General features: G+C 46.0%; 22 protein-coding genes and 1 tRNA gene. 16 read left to right on the forward strand and 7 right to left on the reverse strand.

Annotated elements, in window-relative coordinates; all coding sequences use genetic code 11:
- Positions 1 to 310: 310 nt before the first annotated feature.
- From Q0369_RS06565 to Q0369_RS06585, 5 genes are all read left to right on the forward strand, one after another.
- Positions 311 to 387 (forward strand) — tRNA-Ile (locus Q0369_RS06565).
- 249 nt (positions 388 to 636) lie between these two features.
- A complete protein-coding gene (locus Q0369_RS06570) occupies positions 637 to 1,947 on the forward strand; it encodes a dicarboxylate/amino acid:cation symporter (RefSeq protein ID WP_298097615.1) in 1,311 nt (436 codons plus the stop codon).
- Positions 1,948 to 1,975: 28 nt separating this feature from the next.
- Positions 1,976 to 2,656 carry an amino acid racemase gene (locus tag Q0369_RS06575; protein ID WP_298097617.1) on the forward strand — a complete coding sequence of 227 codons (681 nt, stop codon included), beginning with the start codon at positions 1,976 to 1,978 and terminating at the stop codon, positions 2,654 to 2,656.
- Between the two features lie 323 nt (positions 2,657 to 2,979).
- The gene (gene dnaE, locus Q0369_RS06580; RefSeq protein ID WP_298097620.1) at positions 2,980 to 7,125 is read left to right on the forward strand and encodes a DNA polymerase III subunit alpha; all 4,146 of its coding nucleotides are present in this window, start codon (positions 2,980 to 2,982) and stop codon (positions 7,123 to 7,125) included.
- A 734-nt stretch (positions 7,126 to 7,859) separates the two neighbouring features.
- Positions 7,860 to 7,997 carry a hypothetical protein gene (locus tag Q0369_RS06585; protein WP_298097622.1) on the forward strand — a complete coding sequence of 46 codons (138 nt, stop codon included), beginning with the start codon at positions 7,860 to 7,862 and terminating at the stop codon, positions 7,995 to 7,997.
- A gap of 554 nt (positions 7,998 to 8,551) precedes the next feature.
- Here the strand turns inward: Q0369_RS06585 and hisG are convergent.
- Genes hisG through Q0369_RS06610 form a run of 5 tightly spaced genes read right to left on the reverse strand, consistent with a single transcriptional unit; the run spans position 8,552 to position 11,653 of the window.
- On the reverse strand, positions 8,552 to 9,163 hold the full coding sequence (gene hisG / locus Q0369_RS06590) for an ATP phosphoribosyltransferase (protein ID WP_177388436.1): 612 nt from the start codon (positions 9,161 to 9,163) through the stop codon (positions 8,552 to 8,554).
- Entirely contained in the window at positions 9,160 to 9,780 is a 621-nt protein-coding gene (locus Q0369_RS06595) for a type III pantothenate kinase (RefSeq protein WP_298097625.1), read from the reverse strand. The genes hisG and Q0369_RS06595 overlap by 4 nt, the downstream gene beginning before the upstream one ends.
- The gene (locus tag Q0369_RS06600; RefSeq protein ID WP_298097632.1) at positions 9,767 to 10,102 is read right to left on the reverse strand and encodes a hypothetical protein; all 336 of its coding nucleotides are present in this window, start codon (positions 10,100 to 10,102) and stop codon (positions 9,767 to 9,769) included. The genes Q0369_RS06595 and Q0369_RS06600 overlap by 14 nt, the downstream gene beginning before the upstream one ends.
- Positions 10,089 to 11,102: an L-seryl-tRNA selenium transferase gene (locus Q0369_RS06605; RefSeq protein WP_298097635.1), complete on the reverse strand. Its 1,014-nt coding sequence runs from the start codon at positions 11,100 to 11,102 to the stop codon at positions 10,089 to 10,091. Before Q0369_RS06605 ends, Q0369_RS06600 begins: the two co-directional genes overlap by 14 nt.
- Complete coding sequence (locus tag Q0369_RS06610) at positions 11,102 to 11,653, reverse strand: hypothetical protein (protein WP_297963491.1); 552 nt, start codon at positions 11,651 to 11,653, stop codon at positions 11,102 to 11,104. Before Q0369_RS06610 ends, Q0369_RS06605 begins: the two co-directional genes overlap by 1 nt.
- A gap of 116 nt (positions 11,654 to 11,769) precedes the next feature.
- On the opposite strand from Q0369_RS06610, the gene gatC reads away from it, so the two are divergent.
- The 11 genes from gatC (at position 11,770) to Q0369_RS06665 (ending at position 22,267) form a co-directional block, all read left to right on the forward strand.
- Positions 11,770 to 12,057: an Asp-tRNA(Asn)/Glu-tRNA(Gln) amidotransferase subunit GatC gene (gene gatC, locus Q0369_RS06615; protein WP_291939991.1), complete on the forward strand. Its 288-nt coding sequence runs from the start codon at positions 11,770 to 11,772 to the stop codon at positions 12,055 to 12,057.
- A 10-nt stretch (positions 12,058 to 12,067) separates the two neighbouring features.
- Positions 12,068 to 13,150: a type IV pilus twitching motility protein PilT gene (locus Q0369_RS06620; RefSeq protein ID WP_005871218.1), complete on the forward strand. Its 1,083-nt coding sequence runs from the start codon at positions 12,068 to 12,070 to the stop codon at positions 13,148 to 13,150.
- The gene (locus Q0369_RS06625) at positions 13,150 to 13,827 is read left to right on the forward strand and encodes a CvpA family protein (protein ID WP_100067315.1); all 678 of its coding nucleotides are present in this window, start codon (positions 13,150 to 13,152) and stop codon (positions 13,825 to 13,827) included. The genes Q0369_RS06620 and Q0369_RS06625 overlap by 1 nt, the downstream gene beginning before the upstream one ends.
- The gene (locus Q0369_RS06630) at positions 13,824 to 14,291 is read left to right on the forward strand and encodes a Fur family transcriptional regulator (protein ID WP_005871221.1); all 468 of its coding nucleotides are present in this window, start codon (positions 13,824 to 13,826) and stop codon (positions 14,289 to 14,291) included. The genes Q0369_RS06625 and Q0369_RS06630 overlap by 4 nt, the downstream gene beginning before the upstream one ends.
- 1 nt (position 14,292) lies before the next feature.
- Complete coding sequence (gene lysS, locus Q0369_RS06635) at positions 14,293 to 15,786, forward strand: lysine--tRNA ligase (protein WP_298097638.1); 1,494 nt, start codon at positions 14,293 to 14,295, stop codon at positions 15,784 to 15,786.
- Between the two features lie 2 nt (positions 15,787 to 15,788).
- Positions 15,789 to 17,036 (forward strand): serine hydroxymethyltransferase, encoded by a 1,248-nt coding sequence (locus Q0369_RS06640; RefSeq protein WP_298097641.1) that lies wholly within the window; start codon positions 15,789 to 15,791, stop codon positions 17,034 to 17,036.
- A gap of 94 nt (positions 17,037 to 17,130) precedes the next feature.
- Positions 17,131 to 18,162, forward strand: a complete 1,032-nt coding sequence (locus tag Q0369_RS06645; RefSeq protein ID WP_298097644.1) for a hypothetical protein — start codon at positions 17,131 to 17,133, stop codon at positions 18,160 to 18,162.
- Positions 18,162 to 18,947 carry a shikimate dehydrogenase gene (locus Q0369_RS06650; protein ID WP_298097647.1) on the forward strand — a complete coding sequence of 262 codons (786 nt, stop codon included), beginning with the start codon at positions 18,162 to 18,164 and terminating at the stop codon, positions 18,945 to 18,947. Before Q0369_RS06645 ends, Q0369_RS06650 begins: the two co-directional genes overlap by 1 nt.
- A 479-nt stretch (positions 18,948 to 19,426) precedes the next feature.
- Positions 19,427 to 19,633 carry a DUF4492 domain-containing protein gene (locus Q0369_RS06655; RefSeq protein WP_005871229.1) on the forward strand — a complete coding sequence of 69 codons (207 nt, stop codon included), beginning with the start codon at positions 19,427 to 19,429 and terminating at the stop codon, positions 19,631 to 19,633.
- A gap of 2 nt (positions 19,634 to 19,635) precedes the next feature.
- Complete coding sequence (locus Q0369_RS06660) at positions 19,636 to 21,159, forward strand: cytochrome ubiquinol oxidase subunit I (protein ID WP_298097652.1); 1,524 nt, start codon at positions 19,636 to 19,638, stop codon at positions 21,157 to 21,159.
- Position 21,160: 1 nt separating this feature from the next.
- Positions 21,161 to 22,267: a cytochrome d ubiquinol oxidase subunit II gene (locus Q0369_RS06665; RefSeq protein WP_298097657.1), complete on the forward strand. Its 1,107-nt coding sequence runs from the start codon at positions 21,161 to 21,163 to the stop codon at positions 22,265 to 22,267.
- A 340-nt stretch (positions 22,268 to 22,607) separates the two neighbouring features.
- Here the strand turns inward: Q0369_RS06665 and Q0369_RS06670 are convergent, their stop codons facing one another.
- Together Q0369_RS06670 and Q0369_RS06675 are read right to left on the reverse strand one after the other, a co-directional pair.
- Positions 22,608 to 23,576, reverse strand: coding sequence for a putative transporter (locus tag Q0369_RS06670; protein ID WP_297988748.1), 969 nt, complete (start codon positions 23,574 to 23,576; stop codon positions 22,608 to 22,610).
- The gene (locus Q0369_RS06675; RefSeq protein WP_298097662.1) at positions 23,576 to 26,308 is read right to left on the reverse strand and encodes a pitrilysin family protein; all 2,733 of its coding nucleotides are present in this window, start codon (positions 26,306 to 26,308) and stop codon (positions 23,576 to 23,578) included. Before Q0369_RS06675 ends, Q0369_RS06670 begins: the two co-directional genes overlap by 1 nt.
- Positions 26,309 to 26,541 lie beyond the last annotated feature (233 nt).

The following is a 26,541-nucleotide window of genomic DNA, read 5'->3' on the forward strand; positions in this document are numbered from 1 at the left end:
ATTACCGGGCGTCCCTAAAATGCTATCGGAGCCTATTCAAGTAAAAAGCTATTAATTTACGCGATTTGCGAGCGGATTAGATTTATCGCGGCGGATTTAAGAGCTGGAATTTATATAAATTTTGTCTTAAATTTACGCCGCCTTGTGCGCACGAAAGTGATCTGATCGGAAATCAGATAAAGTTGCGCGTTTTGGTGTGAAATTTAGCCGCGATTTGGGCGGGCCTAAGTTTCATAAAATTCTGCGGTTAGAATTTTAACGCCGTTTTAAGATTATTTTTGTAAAATCACATTTCTTTTTCACCGCTGGCGGGCTCATAGCTCAGTTGGTTAGAGCATCCGGCTCATAACCGGATGGTCCTAGGTTCAAGTCCTAGTGAGCCCACCACCACAAAATTTTTGGCTTTTCACTGCATCAAAATCGGCAAAATTCTATAAATTTCATGCGTCGTTTTTCCTTTGAAATTCCGCTTCATAACTTCAAAAGACAAAGCCTGCCGCATAATTCCCGCTTTAAAATGCGGCAAGTTCGCGATTGAATTTTCAAATTTAACTTTCATTTGGCGATCGATTAAATTTTATTTTATGGCAAGTTGCGGTAGAATTCCATTAAAATTCTTAGTGCGGGGAGATGTCCATGTCAGAAAATCAAACGAAAAAAGGCGGAATCTTAGCTTTTTATTTTAACTCAAGCTTGCTTTGGCGCATCGTTATCGCTTTAGTGCTGGGCTCTGCGATTGGTATGTTACTACCTAAAAATATGCCGGTGGGCGATACCACGTGGGTAGCGATTTTAACGCCTTTGGGAGATCTTTTCGTGCGACTTTTAAAGATGATCATGGTGCCGATCATCATCTGTTCGCTGATCGTGGGCACTAGCAGTATCTCGCCCGCGCACCTGGGCAAAGTAGGCGTTAAGGCGATCATATTTTACGCTATAACGACGCTTTTTGCGATCGTCATCGGTCTAGCGTGCGCGTTTATATTTTCTCCAGGTAGCGGGCTTGATCTAAGCGATGCGTCCAAGGCTGTCGAAAAGGCAGCGAACGCGCCTAGTATGAGTAAAATTTTGCTTAATATAATTCCTACAAATCCTTTTGATTCCATAGCCAAGGGCGAAATTTTGCCGATCATCGCGTTTTGCTTATTTTTTGGCGTAGGGCTTGCGTTTTGCCGCGACAGTAGTGATGCTCGTATTAAAAATTCCGCTGATACGGTTTATAATTTTTTCGATGGAATGAGCGAAATTATGTTTAAGGTCGTGCATTGGGTGATGCAATACGCACCAATCGGCGTTTTTGCGCTAATGTTTGTAGTGTTTAATAAAAGCGGTATCGAGGCTTTCAGCTCGCTATTAAATGTCACGATTACCCTATACGTGGGACTTGCGATTCAAGTATTTGCGGTTTATTGCGTTATTTGTATGCTTATCGGAGTCAGCCCGATTAAATTTCTTAAAAAAGTGCGCCCGCCGATGCTTACGGCTTTTGTTACCCGCAGCTCCAACGGCACGCTTCCGATTACGATGCAAACCGCCGAAGATATGGGCATTCCAAAGGCGATCTACGGCTTTGTTTTGCCCGTGGGTGCTACGGTGAATATGAATGGCACGACCGTGTATTTGGGCGTGTGCACACTTTTTATCGCTAATGCTTGCGGTATCGATCTAAACAGCAGCCACTACCTCACGATCATCATCACTTCGATGCTTGCGGCGATCGGAACTGCCGGAGTTCCGGGGGCTGGTGCGCTGATGCTGCTTTTAGTGCTCGAATCTATCGGCGTCAAGGTAAGTGGTAACGTAGCGATCGCTTACGGAATGATTTTAGGCATTGATGCGATTTTGGATATGGGGCGAACCTCGATGAACGTAACGGGCGATGTTGTGGCGTCGATCTACGTCGCAAAGAGCGAAAATGAAATGGATATGAGTAAGTGGGAAAATTAGCCCAAGTAAAATTTAGAAAGGACGAGCTATGAAAAGAGTTGGAATTATCGGCGGAATGGGACCTTTGGCGAGTGCGGATCTGTATATGAAGATCATAGAAGAGACTGCGGCGAGCAGCGATCAAGAAAATATTCCGCTTGTAATTGATAGCTATCCGCAGATTGAAGATCGCACGGCATTTATCTTAGGCAAAGGTGAAAATCCGCTTCCGCGCCTAAGCGAAAGTGCCATTAGGCTCAAAAATGCAGGCTGCAAGGCGTTTGCGATGGCGTGCAACACGGCGCATTTTTTCGCAGACGATGTAGAAGCTGCGGCGGAAATCCCGCTAATTCATATCGCCGAGGTCACCGTAAAAGCGATCCGCAAAAATTATCCAAACGCCCATAAAATAGCTGTGCTAGCTACTATCGGTACAAAAAAAGCTAAAATTTACGACGATCCGCTTAAAGAAGCAGGGCTAATCAGCGTGGAGCTTGGCGAAGAAAATCAAGCGGTTTTGATGGATTGTATCTACAAAGGCGTTAAGGCGGGCAAGACTGCCGAATACGTGGGGGCTTTTGAGAATTTGCTAGGCAAAATCGATGCTGATATTTACGTCGTTGCCTGCACTGAGCTGCCGCTATTTTTGCCGTTAATCAAAAGCGATAAAATTTTCGTTGATCCTACTAGAGAGCTTGCTAAAGCGATCGTGGAATTCTCAAGATCGTAGAGCCGCAAGGCTTTGCAAGCTCGAATTTTAAACCGCAAAATTTTACGACGATCTAAGTCGTAGAATTTTGCGGAATTGCGTTAGCTCAAAATTCCGTGTGAGCGGAATTTATATGATAGCAAAATTTCATCACAGCATTTTAAACTTAAAATTTTGTCAAAATTTAATTCGCAAGATCCAGAATGTAAAACCTCCGAAGTAAAATTCCGTAATAAAATTTACTTGTAAAATTTCGTGCTGAAATTTAAGCTAAAATTCCATTAAATTTGACCGTTTCTAAAGCCCGAATTTACTATAATCTCCAAATCAAAAAAGGACCAAAAATGAGCGACTACACCCACCTGCACCTTCACACCGAGTATTCGCTGCTAGACGGCGCGAATAAAGTAAGCGAGCTCGCCGAGCTTTTGCAGAGCCGCGGCACCAAGGCGTGCGCGATCACCGACCACGGCAATATGTTCGGCGCGATAGACTTTTATCAGACGATGAAAAAGCACGGCATCAAGCCGATCATCGGCATCGAGACCTACCTGCACAACCACGATGATATCGGCGATAAAAGCGACCGCCAGCGCTACCACTTGATACTGCTTGCCAAAAACGAGACGGGCTATAAGAATTTGATGTATCTTAGCTCGCGCGCGTTTTTGGACGGCTTCTACTACTACCCGAGGATCAACAAAAAAATTTTAAAAGAGCACAGTGAGGGTCTCATCTGCTCCTCGGCGTGCCTAGCGGGCGAGGTGGAATTTCATCTAAATCAAAGCGAGCGAAATTTAAAACGAGGCGCGGGCGGCTACGAAGCGGCGAAAAAAGCAGCGCTTGAGTATAAGGAAATTTTCGGCGAGGATTTTTATCTCGAGATCATGCGCCACGGCATCGGCGAGCAGTTAAACGTCGATAAGGATCTCATCCGCCTCTCGCGCGAAATCGGCGTCAAGATCATCGCCACCAACGACGCTCACTACGCGCGCAAAGACCGCGCCAAGGCTCACGACGTTTATCAATGCATCTCGATGGGCAAGACGATCAACGACGGCGACCGCCTAAAACACGTCGTTTCGGAATTTTACGTAAAAAGCGACGAGGAGATGAGGCGGCTTTTCGCGGACATCCCCGAAGTGATCGAAAATACCGCGGAGATCGTGCAAAAGTGCAATTTGAAATTTGCCTTCGACGAGAAAGACTACGCGCCGACGCCGCCGAATTTTAAATTTACGATCGAATACGCCGATAGGCTCGGGCTTTCGCTGCCGCAGCCCTCGGAGCGCTATAGCTTTGCAAACGACGATTTTTTATTCGATCATCTCTGCCGCGAGGGGCTTAAAGAGCGCCTTAAATTTATCGATCCCGCCAAGCACGAGATTTATCGCGAGCGCCTGGAAAAGGAGCTTGCCATTATCAAAAACATGCATTTTTCGGGCTATATGGTCATCGTGCAGGATTTCATCAACTGGGCGAAGGATCACGATATCCCCGTAGGCCCCGGTCGCGGCTCTGCGGCGGGCAGCATCTGCGCATATGCGCTTCGCATTACCGACCTCGATCCGATCCCGTATAATCTGCTTTTCGAGCGATTTTTAAATCCGTCGCGTATCTCGATGCCCGACATTGACGTGGATTTTTGCCAGGCGCGCAGAGGCGAAGTGATCGACTACGTCATCGATCAGTACGGCAAATACAACGTCGCGCAGGTTGCGACCTTCGGTAAGCTGCTCGCGCGCGGCGTCATCCGCGACGTGGCTCGCGTCTGCGATATGCCGCTTTCACAAGCCGATAAGATGGCGAAGCTGATCCCCGACAAGCTTGGCATCACGCTCAAGCAGGCTTACGACGCCGAGCCGAAGCTGAAAGAATTTATCGACGCAGATCCGATCGCACAGCAGGTTTGGGAGTTTGCGCTGGGCCTTGAAGGGCTAAATCGCAACGCAGGAATGCATGCCGCGGGAGTGGTGATCTCAAACGAGCCGCTGTGGAACAAAGCGCCGCTATTTAAGCAGGATAAGGGCGAGGATGCGCGCCTAGTAACGCAATACACCAAAAACTATCTCGAGGACGTCGATCTGATAAAATTTGACTTCCTTGGCCTTAAAAACCTAGATGTGATCGATAATGCCGCTAAGCTCGTCAAGCGTCGCTATAATCGCGACATAGTTTGGGAGGAGATAGACTTTAACGATCCGCAAACTTACAAAACCATTCAAAGCGGCAACACGCTGGGGATTTTTCAAATCGAGGGTGCGGGCATGCAGGATCTTGCGATGAACCTGCGCCCCGACCGCTTCGAGGATATCATCGCGATGATCTCGCTCTATCGCCCGGGGCCGATGGATCTAATCCCCGATTTTATCAGGATCAAACACGGCGAGCTAAAAGCAAGCTATATTTTCCCCGAGATAAGAGAAATTTTAGAGCCAACATATGGCATCATCGTCTATCAAGAGCAGGTTATGCAGATCGTGCAGAAGGTGGGCGGCTTTAGCTTGGGCGATGCCGATCTGGTGCGCCGCGCGATGGGTAAGAAGGATGAAAAGAAGCTCGCTCATATGCGAGAGCAGTATCTAAGCGGCGCCAAAGAGCTGGGCTTTGACGTAGCTAAGGCAGATGAGCTATTTGATCTGATTATGAAATTTGCCTCCTACGGCTTTAACAAATCTCACGCCGCAGCGTATTCAATGATCACCTTTCAAACGGCCTATCTTAAGACCTACTATCCGGCGGAGTTTATGGCGGCGCTGCTTACTTCGGAGGAGGGCAATACCGATAAAATTTCAAAGTATATCGACGAGGCGAGCCGCCTAGGTATCGGGCTTTTGCCGCCGTCGATCAATCAAAGCTTAAGAGGCTTTAGCGTCGTGGACGACGAAAACTCCAAATCGGGCACCTCGATCATCTACGGCCTAGGAGCGATTAAGGGCGTGGGCGGCGCTGCAATCGAGAATATCTTAGAGCTTCAAAGCGAGGCTAAATTTCAAAGCATCGACGATTTTGCTTCGCGAGTGGATAATTTCCGCGTCAATAAAAAGGTCATCGAGTCGCTGATCTACGCAGGCGCGATGGATTGTCTGGGTAAGAGTCGCCTGGCGATGATTCAAAATATGGAAAATATCCTAGACGTGATGAAGAAGATCACCGAGATTAAAAAGGACGCCGCAAGCTCGCTTTTTGGCGAGGATGAGGATATGACGAGCGGCATGAGCGTAAGCTTCGTCGATACCGATAAGGAATTTCCGCAGGGCGAAATTTTAAAATTTGAGCAGCAGACCGTGGGCGTGTATCTCTCTGGGCATCCGCTAGATGATTACAAAGAGGAGATGGAAGGCATCGACTATACGCTATCCTCGGCGTTTAGCGAGATCGAGGGCGATAGCGCCGAGGTGCTTAGCGTGGGGCGGATCGAGGATCTGTCCACGCGCATGACGAAAACGGGCAAAAAAATGGGGATTTTAAACGTGCTTGATCTGCACGGCAGCTTCGAGCTTGCGGTGTTCGATAACGCGCTAAAGGCGATCGAAAACTTAAGCCCGCAGGAGCGGGAGCGCCCGTACGCCTTTATGATTAAAATTTCAAAAAGTGCGGTCGGCGGCGCGGCGTATCAGTTGTCGTTTCTTTCGATGATGAGCCTGCAAAACGCCCGCGATGCGAGCTTCCGTCCGCGCGCGGGAGTATTTTTGAGCGAGAATCCGCTAAGAGCCTATGCTAGTGAGCTTGACGGTATTTCATACACCAAATCCGGCGAATTCGGCGAGCTGGTGGACGACGGGGGCGCAGGCGTTAAAATTTTATGCGTCGGCAAGATCGAAAACGTCCACACCCGCACGACTAAATCGGGCAAGCAGATGGCAAATCTTACGGTGCTTGATCTTGCGGGCAGCTTCGAGATGAGCGCGTTCGGTGATATTTGTGATGCGGTCACTGCGCTAACGGATGCGCAGCTGGAGCGCCCGATGGCGTTTTGGGCGCGGCTTAGCAAAAACACATCCCCTTACGGCGGGAAATATCAAATTTATCTGGATGAAATTTTAACTCTAGATGCCGCGCAAAATATCGACGGCTACGTACCTAGCAAGGTGCGAGGCTCCGGTGGTGGGGAGCGCGGGGGCTTTAACGGCAGCAATTTCGGCTCCAGCAGAAACTTTGGTAGCGAACGAGGCGGCGGCTACGGCAGCGGGAATTTTGCTGAGCGAAAGGGCGGGTTTACTGCGGAGGATCCCGCTCTTAAGGCGCGCAAAGAGCGCGAGGCGCAGCGCAAAAACGCGCAGGATTTCGAGTTTGAGCTAAGCTTAGGCGAACTTAGCCGCGAGAAAATTTATAAAATTTACCATCTCGCCTTTTGCGACACGGCGCTAAAAAACACCAAGCGGCTGATTCTGCGGATCCGCAACGGCAGCGAGGTGCTCGTTTATCCGACCGAATACATCGTGAGCGATAATTTTACCGAAAAGGTGCGCGAAATTATCGCGGCGTAGGTGCGACTCTTTCGTCGCGCCAGGTCGGTAAAATTTTATTCTTGTTCGCTTTGCACGTAAGTAGCTTTTAGCGTCGCAAACAGTCATGGTTTTTAGCGCGGCCGAGATAATAAAGTAAGGGGGTTTTCGACAATCCAGGCTTGCTTAGCATAAAATTTTATTGTGCTGCACGCAAGAACTAAAACCACGCAGATCGTCCGTGATATCTAAATTTATTGCGTTTATTGTGGCGGAATTTTATCTGCCATAAATTTACAAAAACATAGACCACTTCTGCTTTATTGCGTCGGTGAGGCTTGGTGGCATGCCGTTTGAGTTACCGCAATAACAGCTCGCCATACCTCGACAGAGCATGAATTATATTGTCGTGCTAGCCTACCTGCGGCACGATAAATGGCGCGGACACTTTTAAATTTCTAGCTAAATTTTTGCGAACGAAGCCTTACTTTGGCGAATCTCTACGCAGCTTTAAAATTTTAAACTTTAGCGGATTTGAAATTTTAGGCATAGTTTTACTACGTAAAATTTTATCGCGGTAAAATTTCGCCGAGCAAATTTAGTAAAGCACGCAAAAACAGACTCAAGACGTGCAGAAAAAATCCGAAACAAAGCTGACCTAAGCAAACGGTGCCCGAAAAAATCAAGCTAGTGCGGACTGGGCTCGAGCCGAGCCGCGCGCCGGGATGCAACCTGTCTTAAATCCAAAATTTATCAAAATTATTAAACGATTATATTTGGAATTTTTCGCGCTATATATATTGATCGCGCTAAGCGTGTTTGTCCTGCCCGAAAATATAGGTGATAATGCTTCTTGTGCGGGCTTTGTAAGCCTTATGAAGCAGTTTTTCAAATGCCGCTGCGGCAGGGATTGATCCGTACGCGCGGCTTGCGAAGTTCTAAGTAGCTGAGATGTGGGCGGCTAGCATATTGTTTTTGGCGTAGGCTACTTTCTATGCTTAAAAGTATCGCCGATTAAATTTTGCACGATTTTGAGCGGCGAAATTTAGCGAGTTGAAATTCAGAAATTCTGTCGTTTCCAAGCCGCGGAAATTTGAGCCTAAATTTAGAACTTGCAAAATTTTGAAATTTTACGGCGTGAAATTGTGTAGCGAGATTTTAGAATTTTGAAATTCTATGCCGCAGGGTTTTAGAATTTCGGAATTCTGCGAGCTGTAAATTTAGGCTAAATTTTAAAATTTGTAGCGATAGAATTTTAAAATTTTACGCCCCGTGGCTCGACAGCGCTTCCACTTCTTGATAGATCAAATTTGCAGGTTGGTTTAAATTTAGTCGGTGCGGTTGGTTGCTGCCGTAAAATTCTATACGCAGCGGTTTTGTAAATGACAGCGCGCCAAGGTGGCGATGATTTACTCACGCAAAATATGCCGCGCCGGTTGCAAACACTTCGTGGCAGGGCAAGCAAGCGTTACGCGATCGCGCGGGCTAGTTTATCTCGCAGGTTTAAAATTTCATCGCGTTTTAGCACGAAGCTGTTTTTGTTGGCGATGAGGTGCGCGGAGCTTTGCATTATGGTTTCTGCGGGCTGCAGGCCGTTTTGCTTCATCGTAGCGCCGGTCTCGACGACATCGACGATGGCGTCGGCAAGCCCTATGAGAGGGGCTAGCTCGATCGAGCCGTAGAGCTTGATGATATTTACGGCGACGGCCTTGGAAGCGAAGTATTCGCGAGTGATGTTGGGCATTTTCGTAGCGATTTTTAGGCTCGGAGCACCGTAGTTTAGCTGCGTGCCCGCATGTACGCCCACGCAGACGCGGCATTTTCCGATTTTAAGATCGAGCAGCGTAAGTACGTCGGGCCGGTGCTCCTCAAGCACGTCAAGCCCCACTACGCCGATATCCGCCGCACCGCCCATAACGTAAGTAGGGATATCTTGGTTGCGGACGTAGAGGAATTTAAAATCGCCCTCTTGCATTATGAGTTTGCGATCCTCAAAGGCGAAATCAAGCCCGAAGATGGTTTTAAAAATTTTAAGCGTGTCGTCGGCTATGCGGCCTTTCGGTAGCGCTATGGTTATCATGCGAGCCCCTTTTTTGCGATCAAGCTTACCATCGATTTAAAGATCAGATCCTTTTCATAGATCGAGTTGCGAAAATACCGCATCAGATAGGCTCCGTCGCCGCCCGTGAAGTAAATTTTATTATTGCCCGCGATGTTTTCGATCGTAAGCACGATAGGCTTTAAAATCCCGTAGTTTACGGCGCTTGCGGTCTTTTGCGGTAGCGGATCCAGATCGATATTGGTTGAAAGCGTAACATCCAGCACGGGCGCGATGCTCGCGAAAGATTTTAAAAGTGTGCCGATACCGGGCATTATGAATCCGCCTAGGTGCGAGTCTTTAAACATCAAATCCACGGTGATTGCGCTGCCCGCATCGACGACGATGCCGGTGTTTACGGCCGAGCACGCCGCTATGCGGTCGATCCCAAGCCCACGGTAGGCGGTTTTTAGCTCAAAGTGCGGTGCCAGATCAACAAGCAGAGGGTTTTTTAGCTTTTTTTTCACACTATCATTGACGCTAATGAAAAAAATTCGCTCCTTGGGCTCGTACCTCATAAACTCCGCTACAGGCATACTTTGCGTTACGCCACCTTTATAAAATTTAACTCTAGAATTTCCTACGTCACACAAAAGCATAGAGGCTAAATCCGTTCTCTTTTAAAAATTTCGCGCTTTTGGAGCACATTTGCGAGTTGTAAAACAGCACGCGCTTCTTGACGACCTTGCCGAGACTTACGCTAATGTCGTTTGCGAGCGAGAGTAGAAATTCCGCGTCGCGCATCACAAAGCGAGATTTTGCGTCGCGCATAAATAAAAGGACGTTGTAGCTTTTCAGATCCACGCCAAAATACGCGCCGTATGATCGCGAGCGCGTGAAGCTAGCGATATCTAGCGTTTGGAATTTTTGAAGCAGAAGCCCTTCGCGAACGCAGAGTTTTGAAATTTTATCTAGCATCAAAATTTAAAATTTTATCGTCGTAGTAAAACGAGCTGCCTGCGATAAAAGACTTATCCTCGAACTCGCCATTTAGCTCGTAGATCGCCTGGCCTTCTAAATTTTCGTCCACGCGGATCACGTAGCCGTTACGCTCGATGATATACAGATAGCCGCCGCTAAGCAGCGCGCCGCTAAACTGCGCGAAGGTAAATTTACGCGATTTGAGTAAATTTAGCCCGCGATCTAGTAGCTCGACTCTGCCGTCTTTTAAGAAAAGATAAATTCTATCGCCGCTAAAAATCACGTCTTTAATGTCTACATTATGGTTTTTATTGCCCGCAGGACTTACCAGCATTAGCCTAGTGGCAGTTACGGCATAAAGGTTATCGCCCTTGTTTTCTAAGGCAATAATGTTGTTAAAAAACGGCTGGTTGCTTACGACGAAATCGCGTGCCGAGCGCCCACCTACGTTTTCTGCGATGCTGACTAGTCCGTCTAACGCAGGATAAGCGATAAGCTGGTTGATAAATAGTGGTGACGCTACGCGCGAATCGATTGCGAATGCATCGCCTACTTTATGATCGAGTACCACTGCGCCCGAACTTAGCTTGATAAGCATAATCGAATCATCGCTCATCACTAAAGCCAAATCATCGCCACGTATATTTGCACTGAGCGCTTGTCTGCCGAGGGCTTTTTCAAATTTTACGGCGCCTGTGCCACTAACTACTTTAAGCGTGCCATTGATATCAGTTACGACAAAATTTCCGTCATATTCACCTAAAAATTTTTCACTTTTTAGGACTTTGAAATTTTTCACCAATCCGTTTTTAGAGATGACTTCGCCGTCTTTTAGCGTAGCACCATCTTTACTAACCGCTACGATTTCCGACGGCAGCGAGCCGTTAAATTTCATATCGCCTGTGATGTTTTCGTCGCTAGGTTCGAAATACTGGCGCTTCGTCGAGCAGCCCAAAAATAAAAACGATAGTAAAAGCGTAAATATCAGCGTTTTTTTCATTATTTATTGCCTCCATAGTGTTTCAAAGCAAGTGCGATTTGACGAACTGGCGAGTTGAGTGGAATTTTATCTAGCTCTGCGTGAGCTTGCTCGATTTTACCCTCTTTTAGCAGGTCGTAGCCCTTAAGCAAAGAATCGTAATCGGCGAGTAGCACCCCGCCTTGTTTGCCGTTTTGTAGATTTATTATCTCTTTTAGCATAACATCGATGCCTTGGGTATTTTCTAGCGCCGCTCGCTCGTCTGCAGAGCCGTTTTGCAAAATATAAAGAGCGTATAGATTTATATCTTTTTGCTTAAGCTCGGCTAGCTTAGTGTCATCGCGCTTGTTAAGCAGCTCGTCATAGATCGCATTAGCACTTGCTATACGGCGATCGCTTAAAAATTCATTTGCGTAATATCCGATAAACGCTACGATCAAAACCGCAGCCAAAAATATCAGCGGCTTTTTGTATTTTTTTACGAAAATTTCACTTTTTATGACGCTTTCTAGAAACTGCTCTTCTGTACCAATCTCTTTTTTCACGCCTTCGATGTCGTCTTTTAAAGCCAAAATTCAGTCCTTTGTTTGAGAAAATCGGCGTAATTGTAGCATAAAAAATTTTAAATACCGCCTAAGATAAAGAATTTTTATGATATAATGTCGCATTTATCAGAAAAAGGAAAGTTATGATAATAGACGACGCCTTGCTAAGCAAGCTGGAAAGGCTATCCGCTCTTAAAATTCCGGATGCTAAGCGAGAAGAATTTAAAGGTCAATTAAATAATATTGTAGATTTTGTAGAAATTCTAAATGAGCTGGATTTGCAAAGCGGCGAAGCGGCTATCACTACGCTGAAAGGCGGTACTCCGTTTCGCAAAGATATTCCACGCAAAAGCGACGTCGCAGAAAGCGTCTTAAAGCATGCTCCGCAGTCCGAAGGCGGCTACTTCGTAGTACCGAAAATCATCGATTGAAAGGAATTTTATGGAAGAAGTTCAAAGAAATTTAGTAGATATCGAAACCCTACTAAAAACCGTCGTTTTTAACAAAGCGAGCGACCTTCACTTAGTTTCGCGCTCGGCGCCTCAAATACGTATCGACGGCACACTGCGTCCACTTGCCATGGATCCGCTTAAGGGCACGGATATCGAGTATATCTGCTACGCGCTCATTACCGATGCTCAAAAAAGTGCGCTCGAGGAAAATAAAGAGCTCGACTTTGCGATCGAGCTTCCTAATATCGGACGCTTCCGTGGTAACTACTACTACACTATGAACGGTGATTTGGCTGCCGCATTTCGTATTATTCCTATTGATATTCCTAGCCTGGATGATTTAAAAGCTCCTACGATTTTTAAAGAGGTAGTCAAGCACGAAAAAGGCATGATTTTGGTTACCGGACCTACCGGTAGTGGTAAATCAACTACTCTTGCCGCGATGCTAAACGAGATTAACGAAAAAGAGCGCAAGCACATCATCACTGTTGAAGATCCGGTCGAGTTCGTCCATACCAATAAAAAAGCGCTTTTCTCTCACAGAAATATTGGCACTGATACCCATTCCTACGCTAATGCGTTAAAATTTGCCTTGCGTGAGGACCCGGATATTATCCTAGTTGGTGAGATGCGCGATAGAGAGACTATCTCGATCGCCATTACCGCGGCTGAGACCGGTCACTTGGTATTTGGTACGCTACACACCAACTCCGCGATGCAAACGATCAACCGTATTATCGATAGCTTTGATGGTGGCGAGCAGCTCCAAGTACGAAATATGCTCTCTGTCTCACTTACCGCGGTCATTTCACAATCGCTTTTGCCGAAGCTTGGCGGTGGACGTATCGCGATCCATGAAATTTTGCTAAATAACAATGCCGTAGCGAATCTAATCCGCGAAAACAAGGTGCATCAAATTTACTCTCAAATGCAGCTAAATCAGCAATCTACCGGTATGATAACTCAAACTCAAGCGATGGTTAAAGCGATCCGTGCAAATCAAATTTCAAAAGACACGGCATTTAGGTATTCGACTAACCTACAAGAGCTAATAGGCGTGGTGGGTGCTTGATGGAAGGTATTAATTGGTTCGACGTCGGCTGTTTAGTACTCGTAGTGCTCTTCGGACTGCGCGGTATCACCAATGGCATTGTAAAAGAAATTTTTGGAATTTTGGGTCTCATCGGCGGTCTTTTTGCCGCGATGCGCTATAAAACTATGGCAGGCGAGTGGATTGCAGCAAAAATTCCAGCTTTGCAGAATGCAAACGGCGTGCTTTCAGGCGATACGACGCAGGTTCTCATCGGCTTTATCGCTGTGCTTTTTGGCGTATGGATCTCGTGTCTGATTATAGGCGAAATCATTTCAAAATTCTTTAAATGGAGCGGACTCGGATTTGTCGATAAGATCGGCGGTTTCGTGTTTAGCGTAAGTAAAATTTTCTTGATTTTTGCAGTTATCGTTACGCTTGCAAGCGGTCCTATGTCGATGAACGAACAGACTAAAAAGTATTTTGAAAGCAGCAAAACTGCGCCGATTTTTTTAAAAATAGGAAATTGGATTTTAAATCTCAAAGACGATCCGAAGATCAAACAAAGCTTAGATTCTATCGGTTCTAAGATGGATGATAAACTCTTAAAAGATCAAAATTCTACCGCCCGTATGAACTCGGATCAAAATCAAAGCACTGAACCTAGCGATTTTAATGCTAGTTCAGAAGTAAATTCTACAGAAAGGACGAAATTATGAATGCAAAAATCGAAAATTTAGAGTTTGACGCTCTAATTGTTGAGTTTAAAAAGGCGCTTGCTGCTAGCGGTCTAAAATATACCAAGCAGCGCGAGGTTTTACTCCGCACGCTTTATAACAATAACAAACACTTCACGCCTGAGGCACTTCACAACGAGATCAAAGCGAAATTTCCGGAGCTAAACGTAGGCATAGCGACGGTGTATCGCACCTTAAATTTATTAGAGGATTCGGGGATGGCGACGTCGATCTCATTTGGCGCACAGGGCAAGAAATTTGAGCTTGCCAACAAGCCTCACCACGACCATCTAATCTGCAAAAGCTGCAATAAGATCATAGAATTTCAAGACGCCACTATCGAGCGCAAACAGCTTGCCGTCGCCAAAGAGCACGGATTTACGCTTACGGGACACATGATGCAGCTGTATGGAATTTGCCCTGAATGCGCGGCAAAAAGGAAGTAGATTGTTTGATAGCCAGTTAGAGATCCAAAGGATAGACAAGGCGTCGGAACTTCGGAATTTAGGGGCTAATCCCTATCCGCACTTTCTAAAAAAGGATATGAGCATAGCCGAGTTTAAAGAGAAATTCGGCTACATCACAGATACCGAGGATAAAAAAGCGAGCAAGGAGGTAAGCCTTGCCGGAAGGTTAAAGCTAAAGCGTGTCGCGGGCAAATCCACCTTCGCAAACATAGAAGATCAAAGCGGCAATATTCAAATTTATTACTCTCGCGACAGCATCGGCGAGGAGGATTACGCTAAATTTAAGAAAAATCTCGAAGTGGGCGATATAATTTTGGTGCGCGGATACGCTTTCGTCACCCAAACGGGCGAGTTTTCGATCCATGCCAGCAAAATAACGCTCGCGTCCAAAGCGATCTGCCCGCTTCCGGAGAAATTTCACGGCCTTGTCGATATCGAGATGCGCTACCGCCAAAGATACCTCGATATGATAATGAACCCCGAAGTGCGCGAGGATTTCATCAAGCGCTCGATCATCGTTAGCGAGATCCGCAGTTTTTTTGAAAAACACGGATTTTTAGAGGTCGAAACGCCGATGATGCACCCAATCGCAGGCGGCGCGAACGCTAAGCCATTTATCACGCACCATAACGCCCTAGACGTCGATCGCTATCTGCGTATCGCGCCGGAGCTGTATCTTAAGCGTCTCGTCGTAGGCGGCATGGAGGCGGTCTTTGAGATCAACCGAAACTTCCGCAACGAGGGTATGGACCTGACGCACAATCCGGAATTTACAAGCATAGAATTCTACTGGGCGTGGCATGATTATAATGATGCGATGAACCTAACCGAGGAGCTATTTAAAGCACTATTTAAGAGGCTTGGGCTAGGCGAAATTTTAACCTACGATGAGCGCGAGATCGATTTTTCAAAGCCTTTTGCGCGCATAAAGTATCTCGATGCGCTTACTCAGATAGGCGGCATCGAGCCGCAGATCGTAAATGATCGCGAAAAGATCATCGCTAAACTCAAAGAGGATAAATTTGAAGTCAATGAAAAGCTCGATCTAGGTCACCTACAGAGCGAACTTTTTGATAATTACGTAGAAGCTAAGCTCATAAATCCGACCTTCATCGTGGATTTTCCGATCTCGATCAGCCCGCTTTCGCGCAGAAGCGACGAAAATCCGCAGATAGCCGAGAGATTTGAGCTTTACATCGCAGGTAAAGAGCTAGCCAACGCCTTTAATGAGCTAAACGATCCGCTCGATCAATACGCCAGATTTAAGGCTCAAATCGATGCCAAAAATGCAGGCGACGACGAAGCTCACGAGATGGACGAGGATTACGTCCGCGCGCTTAGCTACGCGATGCCGCCGACTACCGGCTGGGGGCTTGGAATCGACCGCTTGGCGATGATTTTGCTGAATAAAAAGTCGATCCGCGACGTGATTTTGTTCCCTGCGATGAGGCCGCTAAATTTAGAGAAGGAGTGAACGTGTCAAATTTAGAAAAATTCGATAATGAAATTTTTAGTTTAACCAACAAAGAGCTTACCCGCCAGTGCGATTATTTGGAGATGATCGCGAGCGAAAATTTTACCTATCCCGAGGTGATGGAAGCGATGGGCTCGGTGCTAACGAACAAATACGCCGAGGGCTATCCCGGCAAGCGCTACTACGGCGGCTGCGAGTTCGTAGATGAGATTGAGCAGATCGCGATCGATCGCTGCAAAAAGCTCTTCGGCTGTGAGTTTGCAAACGTCCAGCCAAACAGCGGCAGCCAAGCCAACCAAGGCGTCTATGCCGCGTTTTTGAAGCCGGGCGAGAAAATTTTAGGCATGGCGCTTAGCCACGGCGGGCATTTGACGCACGGCGCAAAGGTTTCAAGCAGCGGAAAGATGTATGAGAGCTTCGAATACGGCGTGGAGCTTGACGGCCGCATAAATTATGATAAGGTGCTTGAGATCGCTCAGATCGTAAAACCAAAGATGATCGTTTGCGGCGCGAGCGCCTATACGCGCGAGATAGATTTTGCTAAATTTAGACAGATCGCAGATAGCGTGGGCGCGTTTCTTTTCGCCGACGTAGCGCATGTCGCTGGGCTCGTCGTTGCAGGCGAACATACTAATCCGTTTCCGCACTGCCACGTCGTAAGCTCGACAACGCATAAAACGCTTCGCGGTCCGCGCGGCGGCATCATAATGACCAACGACGAGGAATTTGCTAAAAAGATCAACTCGGCGATCTTCCCTGGTATCCAGGGCGGCCCGCTAATGCACGTCATCGCTGCTAAGGCGGTCGGCTTTAAACACAATCTAAGCCCGGAGTGGAAGCTCTATGCCAAGCAGGTCAAGGCAAACGCTAGAGTTTTGGGCGAGACGCTGGTTGGGCGCGGCTTTGATCTCGTTAGCGGCGGCACCGATAATCATCTGATTTTAATGAGCTTTTTAAATAGAGATTTTAGCGGCAAGGACGCTAGTGCCGCGCTTGAAAATGCAGGCATTACGACGAATAAAAATACCGTGCCGGGCGAGACGCGCAGTCCATTCGTCACCAGCGGTATCCGCGTCGGAAGCCCCGCACTTACGGCGCGCGGCATGAAGGAGAAAGAATTTGAGTTTATCGGAAATAAAATCGCCGATGTGCTAAGCGATATCTCAAATTCTAAGCTTCAGGCGCAGGTCAAAGAGGAAGTGCGAGATTTGGCGCACCGCTTTATCATCTACGACCGCGCGATGTATTAAATTTAATAAATTCGGGTAAGCTTACCCGAATTATTTATTTCGTAAATTTTGCGTGGTAGAATTTACAAAGTAAATAATAATCTTAGGAGAGAGTATGAACGACAAAAATTTCGATATGAGCAGCATAGACGATATAGTGATAAATAGCGGCAATGTCGATAAGAACGCGAATTTGAAAAAGGGTCTTACCGTTGCAGCCGGCGTCGTAGTTTTATTCTTAATCATTTTAATCATAATGAAGGCTATTAATAAAGACGATATTGATACTAACGCAGGTCTTACTATGCCTAGTGAAGAAGAGCTTGCCAAAGCGGAGCAAAAGCCTGCCGTACAAGTTCAAAAACCTGAGCCTTCGCAGCCTGAGCCTGTAGAGGTGAAATCAGAACCCAATGCAGCATCTGCAGCTCCAACCAAAGTAGAGATAAAAACCCAGGAACCTAATTCCGAAAGTAAGGTCGTCGCAAGCGCTCAGCCTGAAGCGCAGAAAGTAGAAATCCAAAAGCCCGAAATCAAAGAAGAGCCAAAAAAATCCGAAGTTAAAATAGAAAGTAAAAAGATTGAGCCTAAAGACGAAGCCAAAAAGTCTGAAAAAACGGACGTAAAAAAGTCCGAGCCTAAAAAAGAGTCTGCAAAAGACGAGATCAAAAAAGAGCCTTCTAAAACCGAAATTAGAAAAGTCGAGCAAAAAGTAGAGCCTAAAAAAGAACCCGAAAAACAAGCAAAAGCAGAAGTTAAAAAAGAGCCTTCAAAAACGGAAGCTAAAAAGGAACATGCTAAAGCTGAGACCAAGAAAGAGCCTGCTAAGTCCGAGCCTAAAAAAGAAGCTAGCAAGCCGGAGTCTAAAAGCGAGAACGTAAAGGCTGGCGTTGCAGCAAAGAGCACCAGCACCAGCGTGGCAAACGGCAGTTATGTGCAGGTTTTCGCATCCAATGCCTACGATCCAAACGGATCTGATACCAAAAAAATCACCAAAAAAGGCTACAGCCCAATTGCGCTGCAAACTCACGTCGGAAGCAAGAGCGTGACTAAAATTTTAGTCGGACCTTTCGAGGGTGAGGCGCTACAAAAGGCGCTTAGCGATATGCGCAGCATCAATAGCGGAGCGTATATCTACCGAGTGAAATAGTGGACAGATTCGCGGTTTTCGGCAACCCGATCGCCCACTCTCTCTCGCCGCTACTTCATAATTACGCGATAAAATTTTTGGAGCTGGACGCCTACTACGGGCGAGTTTTGCTGCAGTGCGGCGAGGAGCTGCGAGCTAAATTTGAAACTTTAGGGCTTACGGGCGCGAACGTAACCGTGCCTTTTAAGCTCGACGCATTTAAAGCATGCGACATCCTAAGTGAGGCGGCTAAGCAGATCGGCTCGGTAAACACCTTGGTACTAAAAAGCGGCGCACTGCACGGCTTTAACACCGATGCGCAAGGCTTTTTCTGCGCGATTTTGGGCTTTGGTGAGATTCGCAATGCGCTTATTTTAGGTGCGGGCGGCACGACGCGAGCGATCGGCTACGCGCTAGGCAAAAACGGCGTGAAATTTGACATCCTAAACCGCAGCGTAAAAGATTTTGACTTCGGCTGCGAGGAATTTTTTACCTATGAAAATTTCAAATTTAAAGATTACGATCTGATCGTCAATGCCACCGGCGCAGGTCTCAAAGATGACGCGCTACCAGCGCCCGAGGGGGTAATAGATGAAATTTTATCCCGCGCAAAATTCGCCTTTGATGCGATCTACGGCAAACAGACTCCGTTTTTACAAGCCGCGCGCACAAAAAATCTGCCCGTAAAAGACGGCAAGGAGATGCTGATAAATCAGGGCGCGCTTGCTTTCAATCTCTTTTTCGGCGGCAAATTCGACTTAGCAGAGATTGTAGCGCTGATGAGCCGTGCTGCAAATTTGCGCTAAATCGACTCTTAGGCTTTTCAATTATCCGCCCAGTCTAATGAAATGCTTTAAATTTTGTGTCGAGTTAATTATACGTTCTTAAATTTTATATCGTGTAGCTTTGGGCGTTTGATTTTAAAATTCTTACGGTTTGCTTTCAGCTGAACCGTGTTAATTTGCCTGTAAAAAATTCTATTAAAAAGCGCTACGAATTAGGCACAAAGATGCTTGGCGAAACCTTGCACATTTTTCTACTTGCTTCTTGATATGTTCTATTTTAAAATTTTATGACAAATCTAAACTAAAATTTTGTGCAGTTTAAGTAAAATGCGATCGGTTGCGAATTATGCGGTAGAAACTTTATTTAAGTGTGGTGGCGCAAAAACTCATTTATTAAAAAGATAAAATTGCTACCAAAATTTCAAAATTTAAAGCTAAATTTTAATTAATTGTTATACAATAAAAAATATAAACTAATAATTGCTAAAGGTTAAAATTTGATGTTTTTCGGCAAAATTTTAAAATTTTACGCGCACGGATTTGCTTCGATGAAGCTTGGCAAAACGCTATGGGCGGTGATTTTGATCAAGCTATTTATAATTTTTGTGCTACTTAAATTTTTCATTTTCGACGAAAATCTGGATTCTAAATTTAAAACCGATCAAGAAAAAATCGATTTCATCTATAAAAATTTGACTAAGGAGTAGGAATGCAAGAGCTTGCTAGCGTGGATTGGTCGAGGGCGCAGTTTGCGCTCACGGCGCTTTATCACTTTCTTTTCGTGCCCCTAACGCTGGGGCTTAGCTTTATCGTGGCGTTTATGGAGAGCCTATATGTCGCGACCGGTAAGCAGGAGTGGCTCAAGATCACTAAATTTTGGTTGCGCCTTTTCGGTATAAATTTCGCCATCGGCGTCGCGACCGGTATCATAATGGAGTTTGAGTTCGGCACCAACTGGGCGAATTACAGCTGGTTCGTGGGCGACATCTTCGGCGCGCCGCTTGCGATCGAGGGCTTGCTGGCGTTTTTCTTGGAGGCTACCTTCTTTGCGGTAATGTTCTTCGGCTGGGACCGCGTGAGCAAGAAATTTCACCTTCTCTCGACCTGGCTCGTGGCGATCGGATCAAATTTAAGCGCATATTGGATCCTAATCGCGAACGCCTGGATGCAAAATCCGGTGGGTACGAGCTTTAATCCAGATACGATGCGCAACGAGATGAGTAATTTTTTAGATATCGCGCTATCTCACTTCGGAGTGGCTAAATTTTTACATACCGTTGGCGGCGGCTACATTACCGCGGCGCTTTTCGTGCTTGGAATTTCGGCGTTTTATATGCTAAAAAACAAAGACTTCGCGCTTGCTAAAAAAAGCTTCATCGTAGCGGCAAGCTTCGGTATGCTAAGCTCGCTTTTCGTGCTATTTAGCGGCGACGAGAGCGCTTATCAGGTCGCGCAAAAGCAGCCGATGAAGCTTGCTGCGATGGAGGGTCTGTATAAAGGTGAAGTAAACGCGGGCATCGTCGCAGCGGGAGTTTTAAATCCGAGCAAAACCCCGGGAGACGATAAGGAGCCGTTTTTGTTCGAGATAAAAGCGCCCTATGCGCTAGGGCTAATGGCTACGAGGGGGCTTGATAATTTCACGCCGGGCATCGATGATCTGGTATTCGGAAATGAAAAATTCGGCATCGAAGGCGCGGATAAAAAGATAGAAAAAGGCAAAATCGCCCTGCAAGCGCTAAAGGATTACAAGCTCGCCAAAGACGCCAATGATACTGCGGCGATGCAGCAGGCGCACGAAATTTTATTCGGCAACCAAAATATGCAAAATTTAGGCTACGGCTACCTTGACGACGCGAAGCAGATCGTCCCTCCCGTGGCGCTTACCTTTTACAGCTTCCACGTGATGGTGGCTTTGGGAAGCTATTTTATCTTGCTATTTTTCGTGACGCTATTTTTGGCGATGCGAAAGAACCTCGCCGAACACAAGAAAATTCTATGGCTTTGCGTCTTTAGCATTCCTTTGGGATACGTCGCGTGCGAGGCGGGCTGGATCGTGGCCGAAGTAGGGCGCCAGCCGTGGGCGATACAAGATCTTATGCCGGTGGGCGTCGCAGCTACGAGCCTAGCGGGAACGAACATAATGATCTCGTTTGCGCTCTTTGCGGTTTTATTTACGGTTTTATTCATAGCCGAGATAAAGATCATGCTAAAACAGATAAAGATAGGATTTTAAGATGCACGAAATTTTTCAAATTTATTGGTGGTGCGTGGTTTCGCTTCTGGGCGGAATTTTGGTTTTTATGCTCTTCGTGCAGGGCGGTCAGACGCTGCTTTTTACGCTGGCAAAGAGTGAGACCGAGAAGGATTTTATAATAAATTCCATCGGCAAGAAATGGGAACTTACATTTACTACGCTCGTGATGTTCGGCGGAGCGTGCTTTGCGGCGTTTCCGCTATTTTATGCGACCAGCTTCGGCGGGGCATATTGGGCGTGGATGGCTCTGCTTTTTTGCTTCATAATCCAAGCCGTCGCCTACGAATACAGAAAAAAGCCCGATAATTTCTTGGGCGCTAAAACTTATGAAGCCTTTCTTTTCATAAACGGCTCGCTGGGTACGATCCTGCTCGGTATCATCGTCTCGACGCTTTTTAGCGGCAGCGAGTTCGCGCTGGGCGATAATAATTTCGTGCAGTGGAAAAACTCCGCTCGTGGGCTTGAGGCGCTAGCAAATCCGTTTAATTATATCTTGGGAGTTGCGCTATTTTTCTGCGCTAGGACGGGAGCAAATTTATACTTAATGAATAATATTGCTGAGCCCGAAATGATCGCTAAGCTCAAAGCTTCGCTTAAATTTAACGCTAGCGCGTTTTTGGTATTTTTCATCGCGTTTTTGGCGTGGGTCTTGCTAAAGCAGGGCTATGCAGTCGGCGCGGGCGGCGTCGTAAGTCTCGAGAGTTTTAAGTATCTGCACAATTACCTAAGCCTGCCTGCAGTGCTAGTCTTGCTACTGCTCGGCGTCGTGCTGGTGCTAGTGGGGATATTCAAAGGCGCATTTACAAGCAGCGTGCGCGGAGTATTTTCCTACGGCGTGGGGGTCGTATGTGCGGTAACGAGCGTGTTTTTGATCCTGGGTCTAAACAACACGGCGTTTTATCCGTCAAATTTCGACCTGCAAAGCTCGCTTTCGATAAGCAACGCAAGCTCGAGCCTCTATACGCTTAAGACGATGTTTTACGTGTCGTTTGTAGTGCCTTTCGTGCTGGGTTATATCAGCTACGTCTGGTGGCTGATGGACGCTAAAAAGCTCGATAAAGAGGGGCTTTCAAACGAGCATTATTAGGCACCTGCTCCAGCGCGGCTTCCGCGAGCCGTGTGGCGGCGAGAGGCTGCTCGCGTGCGCGGCACTGCGTGCTTTTGCGCTTGGTTAAATTTCATACCGGCGGCGCTTTTTATGCGCCGCATTATAAAAATTTTAAGGATTAAAAATGATCAAATCTTTAGTTTTCATCGCGATTTGGATGATCTTGCTAATCGCGAGCTATAAATTTATAAAGCTAAACATCGTTCATCACGAAAAAAGAGAGCAGTAAAAGCGTAGAAATTTTAAAAGCTTGCGGCCCGGAATTTCGCTTTAAATTTAGAGAGCGAAATTCCGGCTCAAGGTGCGGGCGAAATTTTATCTAGCCCTTGTAATCAATATTTTTTTCAAACTCTTTAAGTCGCATATGGATTGAGCGAAGCTCCGTGATCGTCGTCCAGTTATTCATAAAAATACTAAAACTTCCGCGCACTTGATTAAAGGCGTTGCTCACCTGAACCATAACTCCAAGTGTAATTACCTTAGTAAATAACCCAGGACCCATTATCAAGTAAGGTACGATCATTAGAAACTGCGAAAATGAGTTGAACCACATATCAAAATAGCAGTAATGCAGATACAGTTTAAAATAGTTATATTTGATCTTATCAAATAACGAAAGAATTTTTTCCTCGCTTGCGTAATTTATCTTATCCTCCTCCGCAAAAACAAGTTCTTTTCTAAAAGCCGCCTCGACCTTTTGATTGTTGTATTCCAGCCTCGGTAGATACCAGCCAACCAACCAAGAAATTATTAGCCCACCGATGCTGATTGCAAGTGCAATCCAAACAAGTGAGCCCGGGATTTTTTTTAGAAATTCAAAAGGAACGTTGCTACTAAGCCCCCATAGCACAGGTATGAATGCAAACAGTGTCATAGCTGCCGAAAGCACTCTCGTACCCATTTCCTCGATAGTTCTTGAGAAGCGAAAGATATCTTCTTGGATACGTTGCGAGCTTCCCTCGATATCTTTACTTACCTTTTTCCAGTATGAAAAATAAGAAAAGGTCATCGCTTCCCGCCATTTAAATGTCCAAATACGAGCTGCATATCGTTCTGAAATCGCAGAGACTACGTAGGGCATCGCTATCCATAAAAAAACTTTCATCTGCGTATAGAAATCATTTAGTGTATGACGATCTATGTTTTGGCACATATCATAAAACGCGCGGTACCATTCGTTTATTCTCACATTTAAGGTAGTTTGATACCAATTAATCGCAATTAGAAAAAATATTCCAGAATATGCCCAAAATGCCCATTTTTTGTTTTTAAAAAATGAAGCAAACATCAATGCTCCTTTGGATTCAAAATCGCTGTAAATAGCCTATCGCTTAGCATTTGTGCGGCTTTTTGCACATCCGCGCTTTTTACCGCATTTATGCTTGCCGCGTAGCTTTTTTCATCATAGAGCGGATAGCCGTAAAGCTCGTGTGCAGTGATATTAGCAAGCCAAAAATCATTCGTCTGCGCAGCTCTTTTGGTCGATAAAATTTGCGCTTTTTTGAAATTTGAAAGCTCGCTATCTTTCGCACCGGAGCTTTCGATCTGTTTTAAAATTTCACTCACGCTTGCTGCAACGGCACGGGCATCTTTCGGCTCGGTAGAAAACGATACATTCAAGCTCGCTGCGATTTGTGGCTCACGCACATAGGCGCTATGCACCATCGCCGAGTAAATTTGTCCGCGCGCCTCGCGGATCTGCTCGACGATGCGATTGCTTAGCACACTTTTTAACGCTTGAAATTTATAAGTGTCTGAAAAGTCAAAATTTTGCAGCTCATAGTTTGAAAAAATCATCCGAACTTCGCTTTTATCACTATCACCGTAATCTTGCACAATCTCGCCGCTAGAAGTATTTAGCATCAAAGTTTTAGGCGTAGCGCTGCTTGTGCCGGGCTTTAGATTGCCGATATATTTGGCTAGAATTTGTTTTGCGCGCGCAGGCTCAAAATCGCCGCTAAGTACAAAGATAAAATCTCCAACACCTGAAAAAATTTCATCCGCATCGCGCTGTAAATCGGCAAGATTTGCGCTCTTTACGTCATCTACGCTAAGCGGCTGCTTGCGAGCCGTATCTCCCGAATATAGAGATTTTAAAATTTGCTCGCCGAATTTAAATTCCGCCGTCTCGTCTCGTAGCGCAATCGCCGAAAGCGCGTCGGTTTTGTATTTTGTAAGCGAGCTTGCATGAATTAGCGGCTCGCTAAATCTCGCGTAAAGCTCGTGTGCCATCGCCTCCAGATCCGCCCCTGCGCCTCTAAAACCGCAGTCTGCGTCATCCATCCTAAATCTTAGCTTATAATCAAATTTTGAGGTCAAGCGTCCCGCCTCATATTCGTTTAGCTCGCCTATGGTGCCCGAGTTGAGCAGCGCAGTTAAAATTTCGCCACGAGCCTTGCCAAAATGTGCGTAGCCGCCTTTTTTAACGGCTGCGAGGGTGATTTTATTTTTCTCGCTTTTAAGGGGTTTTAAAATTACCTTCGCGCCGTTTTTAAACTCCAAAATTTCAGTGCCGCTAGCGCCTTTTTGCGTTTTAAATTCCGTCTCTTTTAAATCTGCTCCCGCAAGCTGCTTGGAAGCAAGCTTCGAAGCAGCGAAATTAAATGGCACTGCCTTTTCGTAGAGCAGCTCCGCATCTTTTTGGCTAATGCCCAAATCCTTTGCCGAGATAATCTCCGTAAATCTCGCTCCATCCGTTATCTTTGAGAAAAATTTATTAACATCTGCTAGCGTTATTTCTTCTAAGGCCTTGAGGCTTAGATCGTGCTCGTCTTGCTTACTAAGCTTTACATTGCCGTTTTGTACGAAATCAAGTAATGCTCCCATTTGCGCACTTTGCGTATCGTTTTTAAGCAGATCGGCTTGCACTTGATGTTTAAATTCCGCCTTAACGCTATCAAAATCGTCATTGTTAAATCCGTGTTCGCGCACTCCTTTGATCGCGCTAAAAAGACTACTTAATGTGGCGTTGGCGTCGAAATTAAAAATATTTGCGCTTATGCTGTATAGTCTGCGGTTTTTAAACAGATCGTCCGAGCCGAAATAGGCTTTAAGCGGAATTTTGGCATTTACATTCATCGCGTCGTATCCAAGCTCCATCAGCCTCGATACGTAGGCTTGCAGCCACTCATTTTTAAGCGCACCGTAGCTTCTTAGCGGCTCATATTTGCCTGCGTAAAGCACGCTAGCGACATTAGTGCCGAGCTCGGGCTCTACGGTGCTTGCTAGCCCGCCTTCAAATGGGCGTAGGCTAAGATCGCGCGGGATTTTTTCGCCGTGCGCAGAAAGAGAGCTAAAATTTTGCTTGATTAGGTTTTTAATCTGCTCAATGTTTACGTCGCCTACGACTATGATACTAATGGCGCTAGGAAGGTAGTTACGCGCATAGAATTTTTTTAGTTGCTCGCCGGTGGCGCCTTTGATGATTTCATTTTGTCCGATCGGAAAGCGTCTGGAAAATATAGAATTAGGGTATAAATATGTGGCGCGCTTTTCGTAAAAGCGCCTCTCAAAGCCTTTTTTTGCTTCTTCTAATATGACGCCCTTTTCCTTTTGCGTTTCGTTCTCGTCAAATTTTACGCCACCTGCATAATCGCGCAGTACCAAAAATACGTCCTTTAGCGTCTCGTCGCTCACTTGGGCTTGGATGTTGTATGTGGTGTTTTCAAAGCCAGTCTGTGCATTGAGATCGGCGCCGAATTTTACTCCCAGGCGCTGCAGGGTATGGACTAGCTCGTTTTTATCGAAGTGCTCACTGCCGTTAAATGCCATATGCTCGACGAAATGCGCAAGACCCTGTTCGTCATCATTTTCATCAACACTACCTGCGGCTACGTTGAGGTAAAAAAGCGCGCTATTTTTTGGCACGTCGTTTTTGAGGATATAAAATTTCACGCCATTTGCCAGCTCGCCGTGCACTACGCTAGGATCGAGTTTAAGCGGCGCGTCCGGGTTGGTATCTGCGGAGTAAAGGCTCAAAGAGCAAAGCAGGGTGGTGATAAAAAATATAAACTTTTTCATAATTGTCCTTGGATTTAAAAACTTGCGATTGTAACAAAAGCTAGTTTAAAGTATGATTTTGCGAGCTTTGTTATGGATGGAATTTTGCCAAGGATTTGGGATTTTACTTGCGGTTTTAAAATTTTACTTGCAGAATTGAGAGGAATGGAATTTTTGGAATTTTTGGAATTTTTGGGATTTTTGGGATTTTTGGGATTTTTGGGATTTTTGGGATTTTTGGGATTTTTGGGATT

Origin of the sequence: uncultured Campylobacter sp., assembly GCF_938030685.1 — a bacterium.
In the GTDB taxonomy this organism is placed as follows: domain Bacteria; phylum Campylobacterota; class Campylobacteria; order Campylobacterales; family Campylobacteraceae; genus Campylobacter_B.

What these genes read in the sequence shown, in the direction of transcription:
- Q0369_RS06570 (WP_298097615.1), top strand. Translation starts at nt 637, where the DNA reads ATGTCAGAAAATCAAACGAAAAAAGGCGGAATCTTAGCTTTTTATTTT.
- Q0369_RS06575 (WP_298097617.1), top strand. Translation starts at nt 1,976, where the DNA reads ATGAAAAGAGTTGGAATTATCGGCGGAATGGGACCTTTGGCGAGTGCG.
- dnaE (WP_298097620.1), top strand. Translation starts at nt 2,980, where the DNA reads ATGAGCGACTACACCCACCTGCACCTTCACACCGAGTATTCGCTGCTA.
- hisG (WP_177388436.1), bottom strand. Translation starts at nt 9,163, where the DNA reads ATGATAACCATAGCGCTACCGAAAGGCCGCATAGCCGACGACACGCTT.
- Q0369_RS06595 (WP_298097625.1), bottom strand. Translation starts at nt 9,780, where the DNA reads ATGCTTTTGTGTGACGTAGGAAATTCTAGAGTTAAATTTTATAAAGGT.
- Q0369_RS06605 (WP_298097635.1), bottom strand. Translation starts at nt 11,102, where the DNA reads ATGAAAAAAACGCTGATATTTACGCTTTTACTATCGTTTTTATTTTTG.
- gatC (WP_291939991.1), top strand. Translation starts at nt 11,770, where the DNA reads ATGATAATAGACGACGCCTTGCTAAGCAAGCTGGAAAGGCTATCCGCT.
- Q0369_RS06620 (WP_005871218.1), top strand. Translation starts at nt 12,068, where the DNA reads ATGGAAGAAGTTCAAAGAAATTTAGTAGATATCGAAACCCTACTAAAA.
- Q0369_RS06625 (WP_100067315.1), top strand. Translation starts at nt 13,150, where the DNA reads ATGGAAGGTATTAATTGGTTCGACGTCGGCTGTTTAGTACTCGTAGTG.
- Q0369_RS06630 (WP_005871221.1), top strand. Translation starts at nt 13,824, where the DNA reads ATGAATGCAAAAATCGAAAATTTAGAGTTTGACGCTCTAATTGTTGAG.
- Q0369_RS06645 (WP_298097644.1), top strand. Translation starts at nt 17,131, where the DNA reads ATGAACGACAAAAATTTCGATATGAGCAGCATAGACGATATAGTGATA.
- Q0369_RS06655 (WP_005871229.1), top strand. Translation starts at nt 19,427, where the DNA reads ATGTTTTTCGGCAAAATTTTAAAATTTTACGCGCACGGATTTGCTTCG.
- Q0369_RS06660 (WP_298097652.1), top strand. Translation starts at nt 19,636, where the DNA reads ATGCAAGAGCTTGCTAGCGTGGATTGGTCGAGGGCGCAGTTTGCGCTC.
- Q0369_RS06665 (WP_298097657.1), top strand. Translation starts at nt 21,161, where the DNA reads ATGCACGAAATTTTTCAAATTTATTGGTGGTGCGTGGTTTCGCTTCTG.
- Q0369_RS06670 (WP_297988748.1), bottom strand. Translation starts at nt 23,576, where the DNA reads ATGTTTGCTTCATTTTTTAAAAACAAAAAATGGGCATTTTGGGCATAT.
- Q0369_RS06675 (WP_298097662.1), bottom strand. Translation starts at nt 26,308, where the DNA reads ATGAAAAAGTTTATATTTTTTATCACCACCCTGCTTTGCTCTTTGAGC.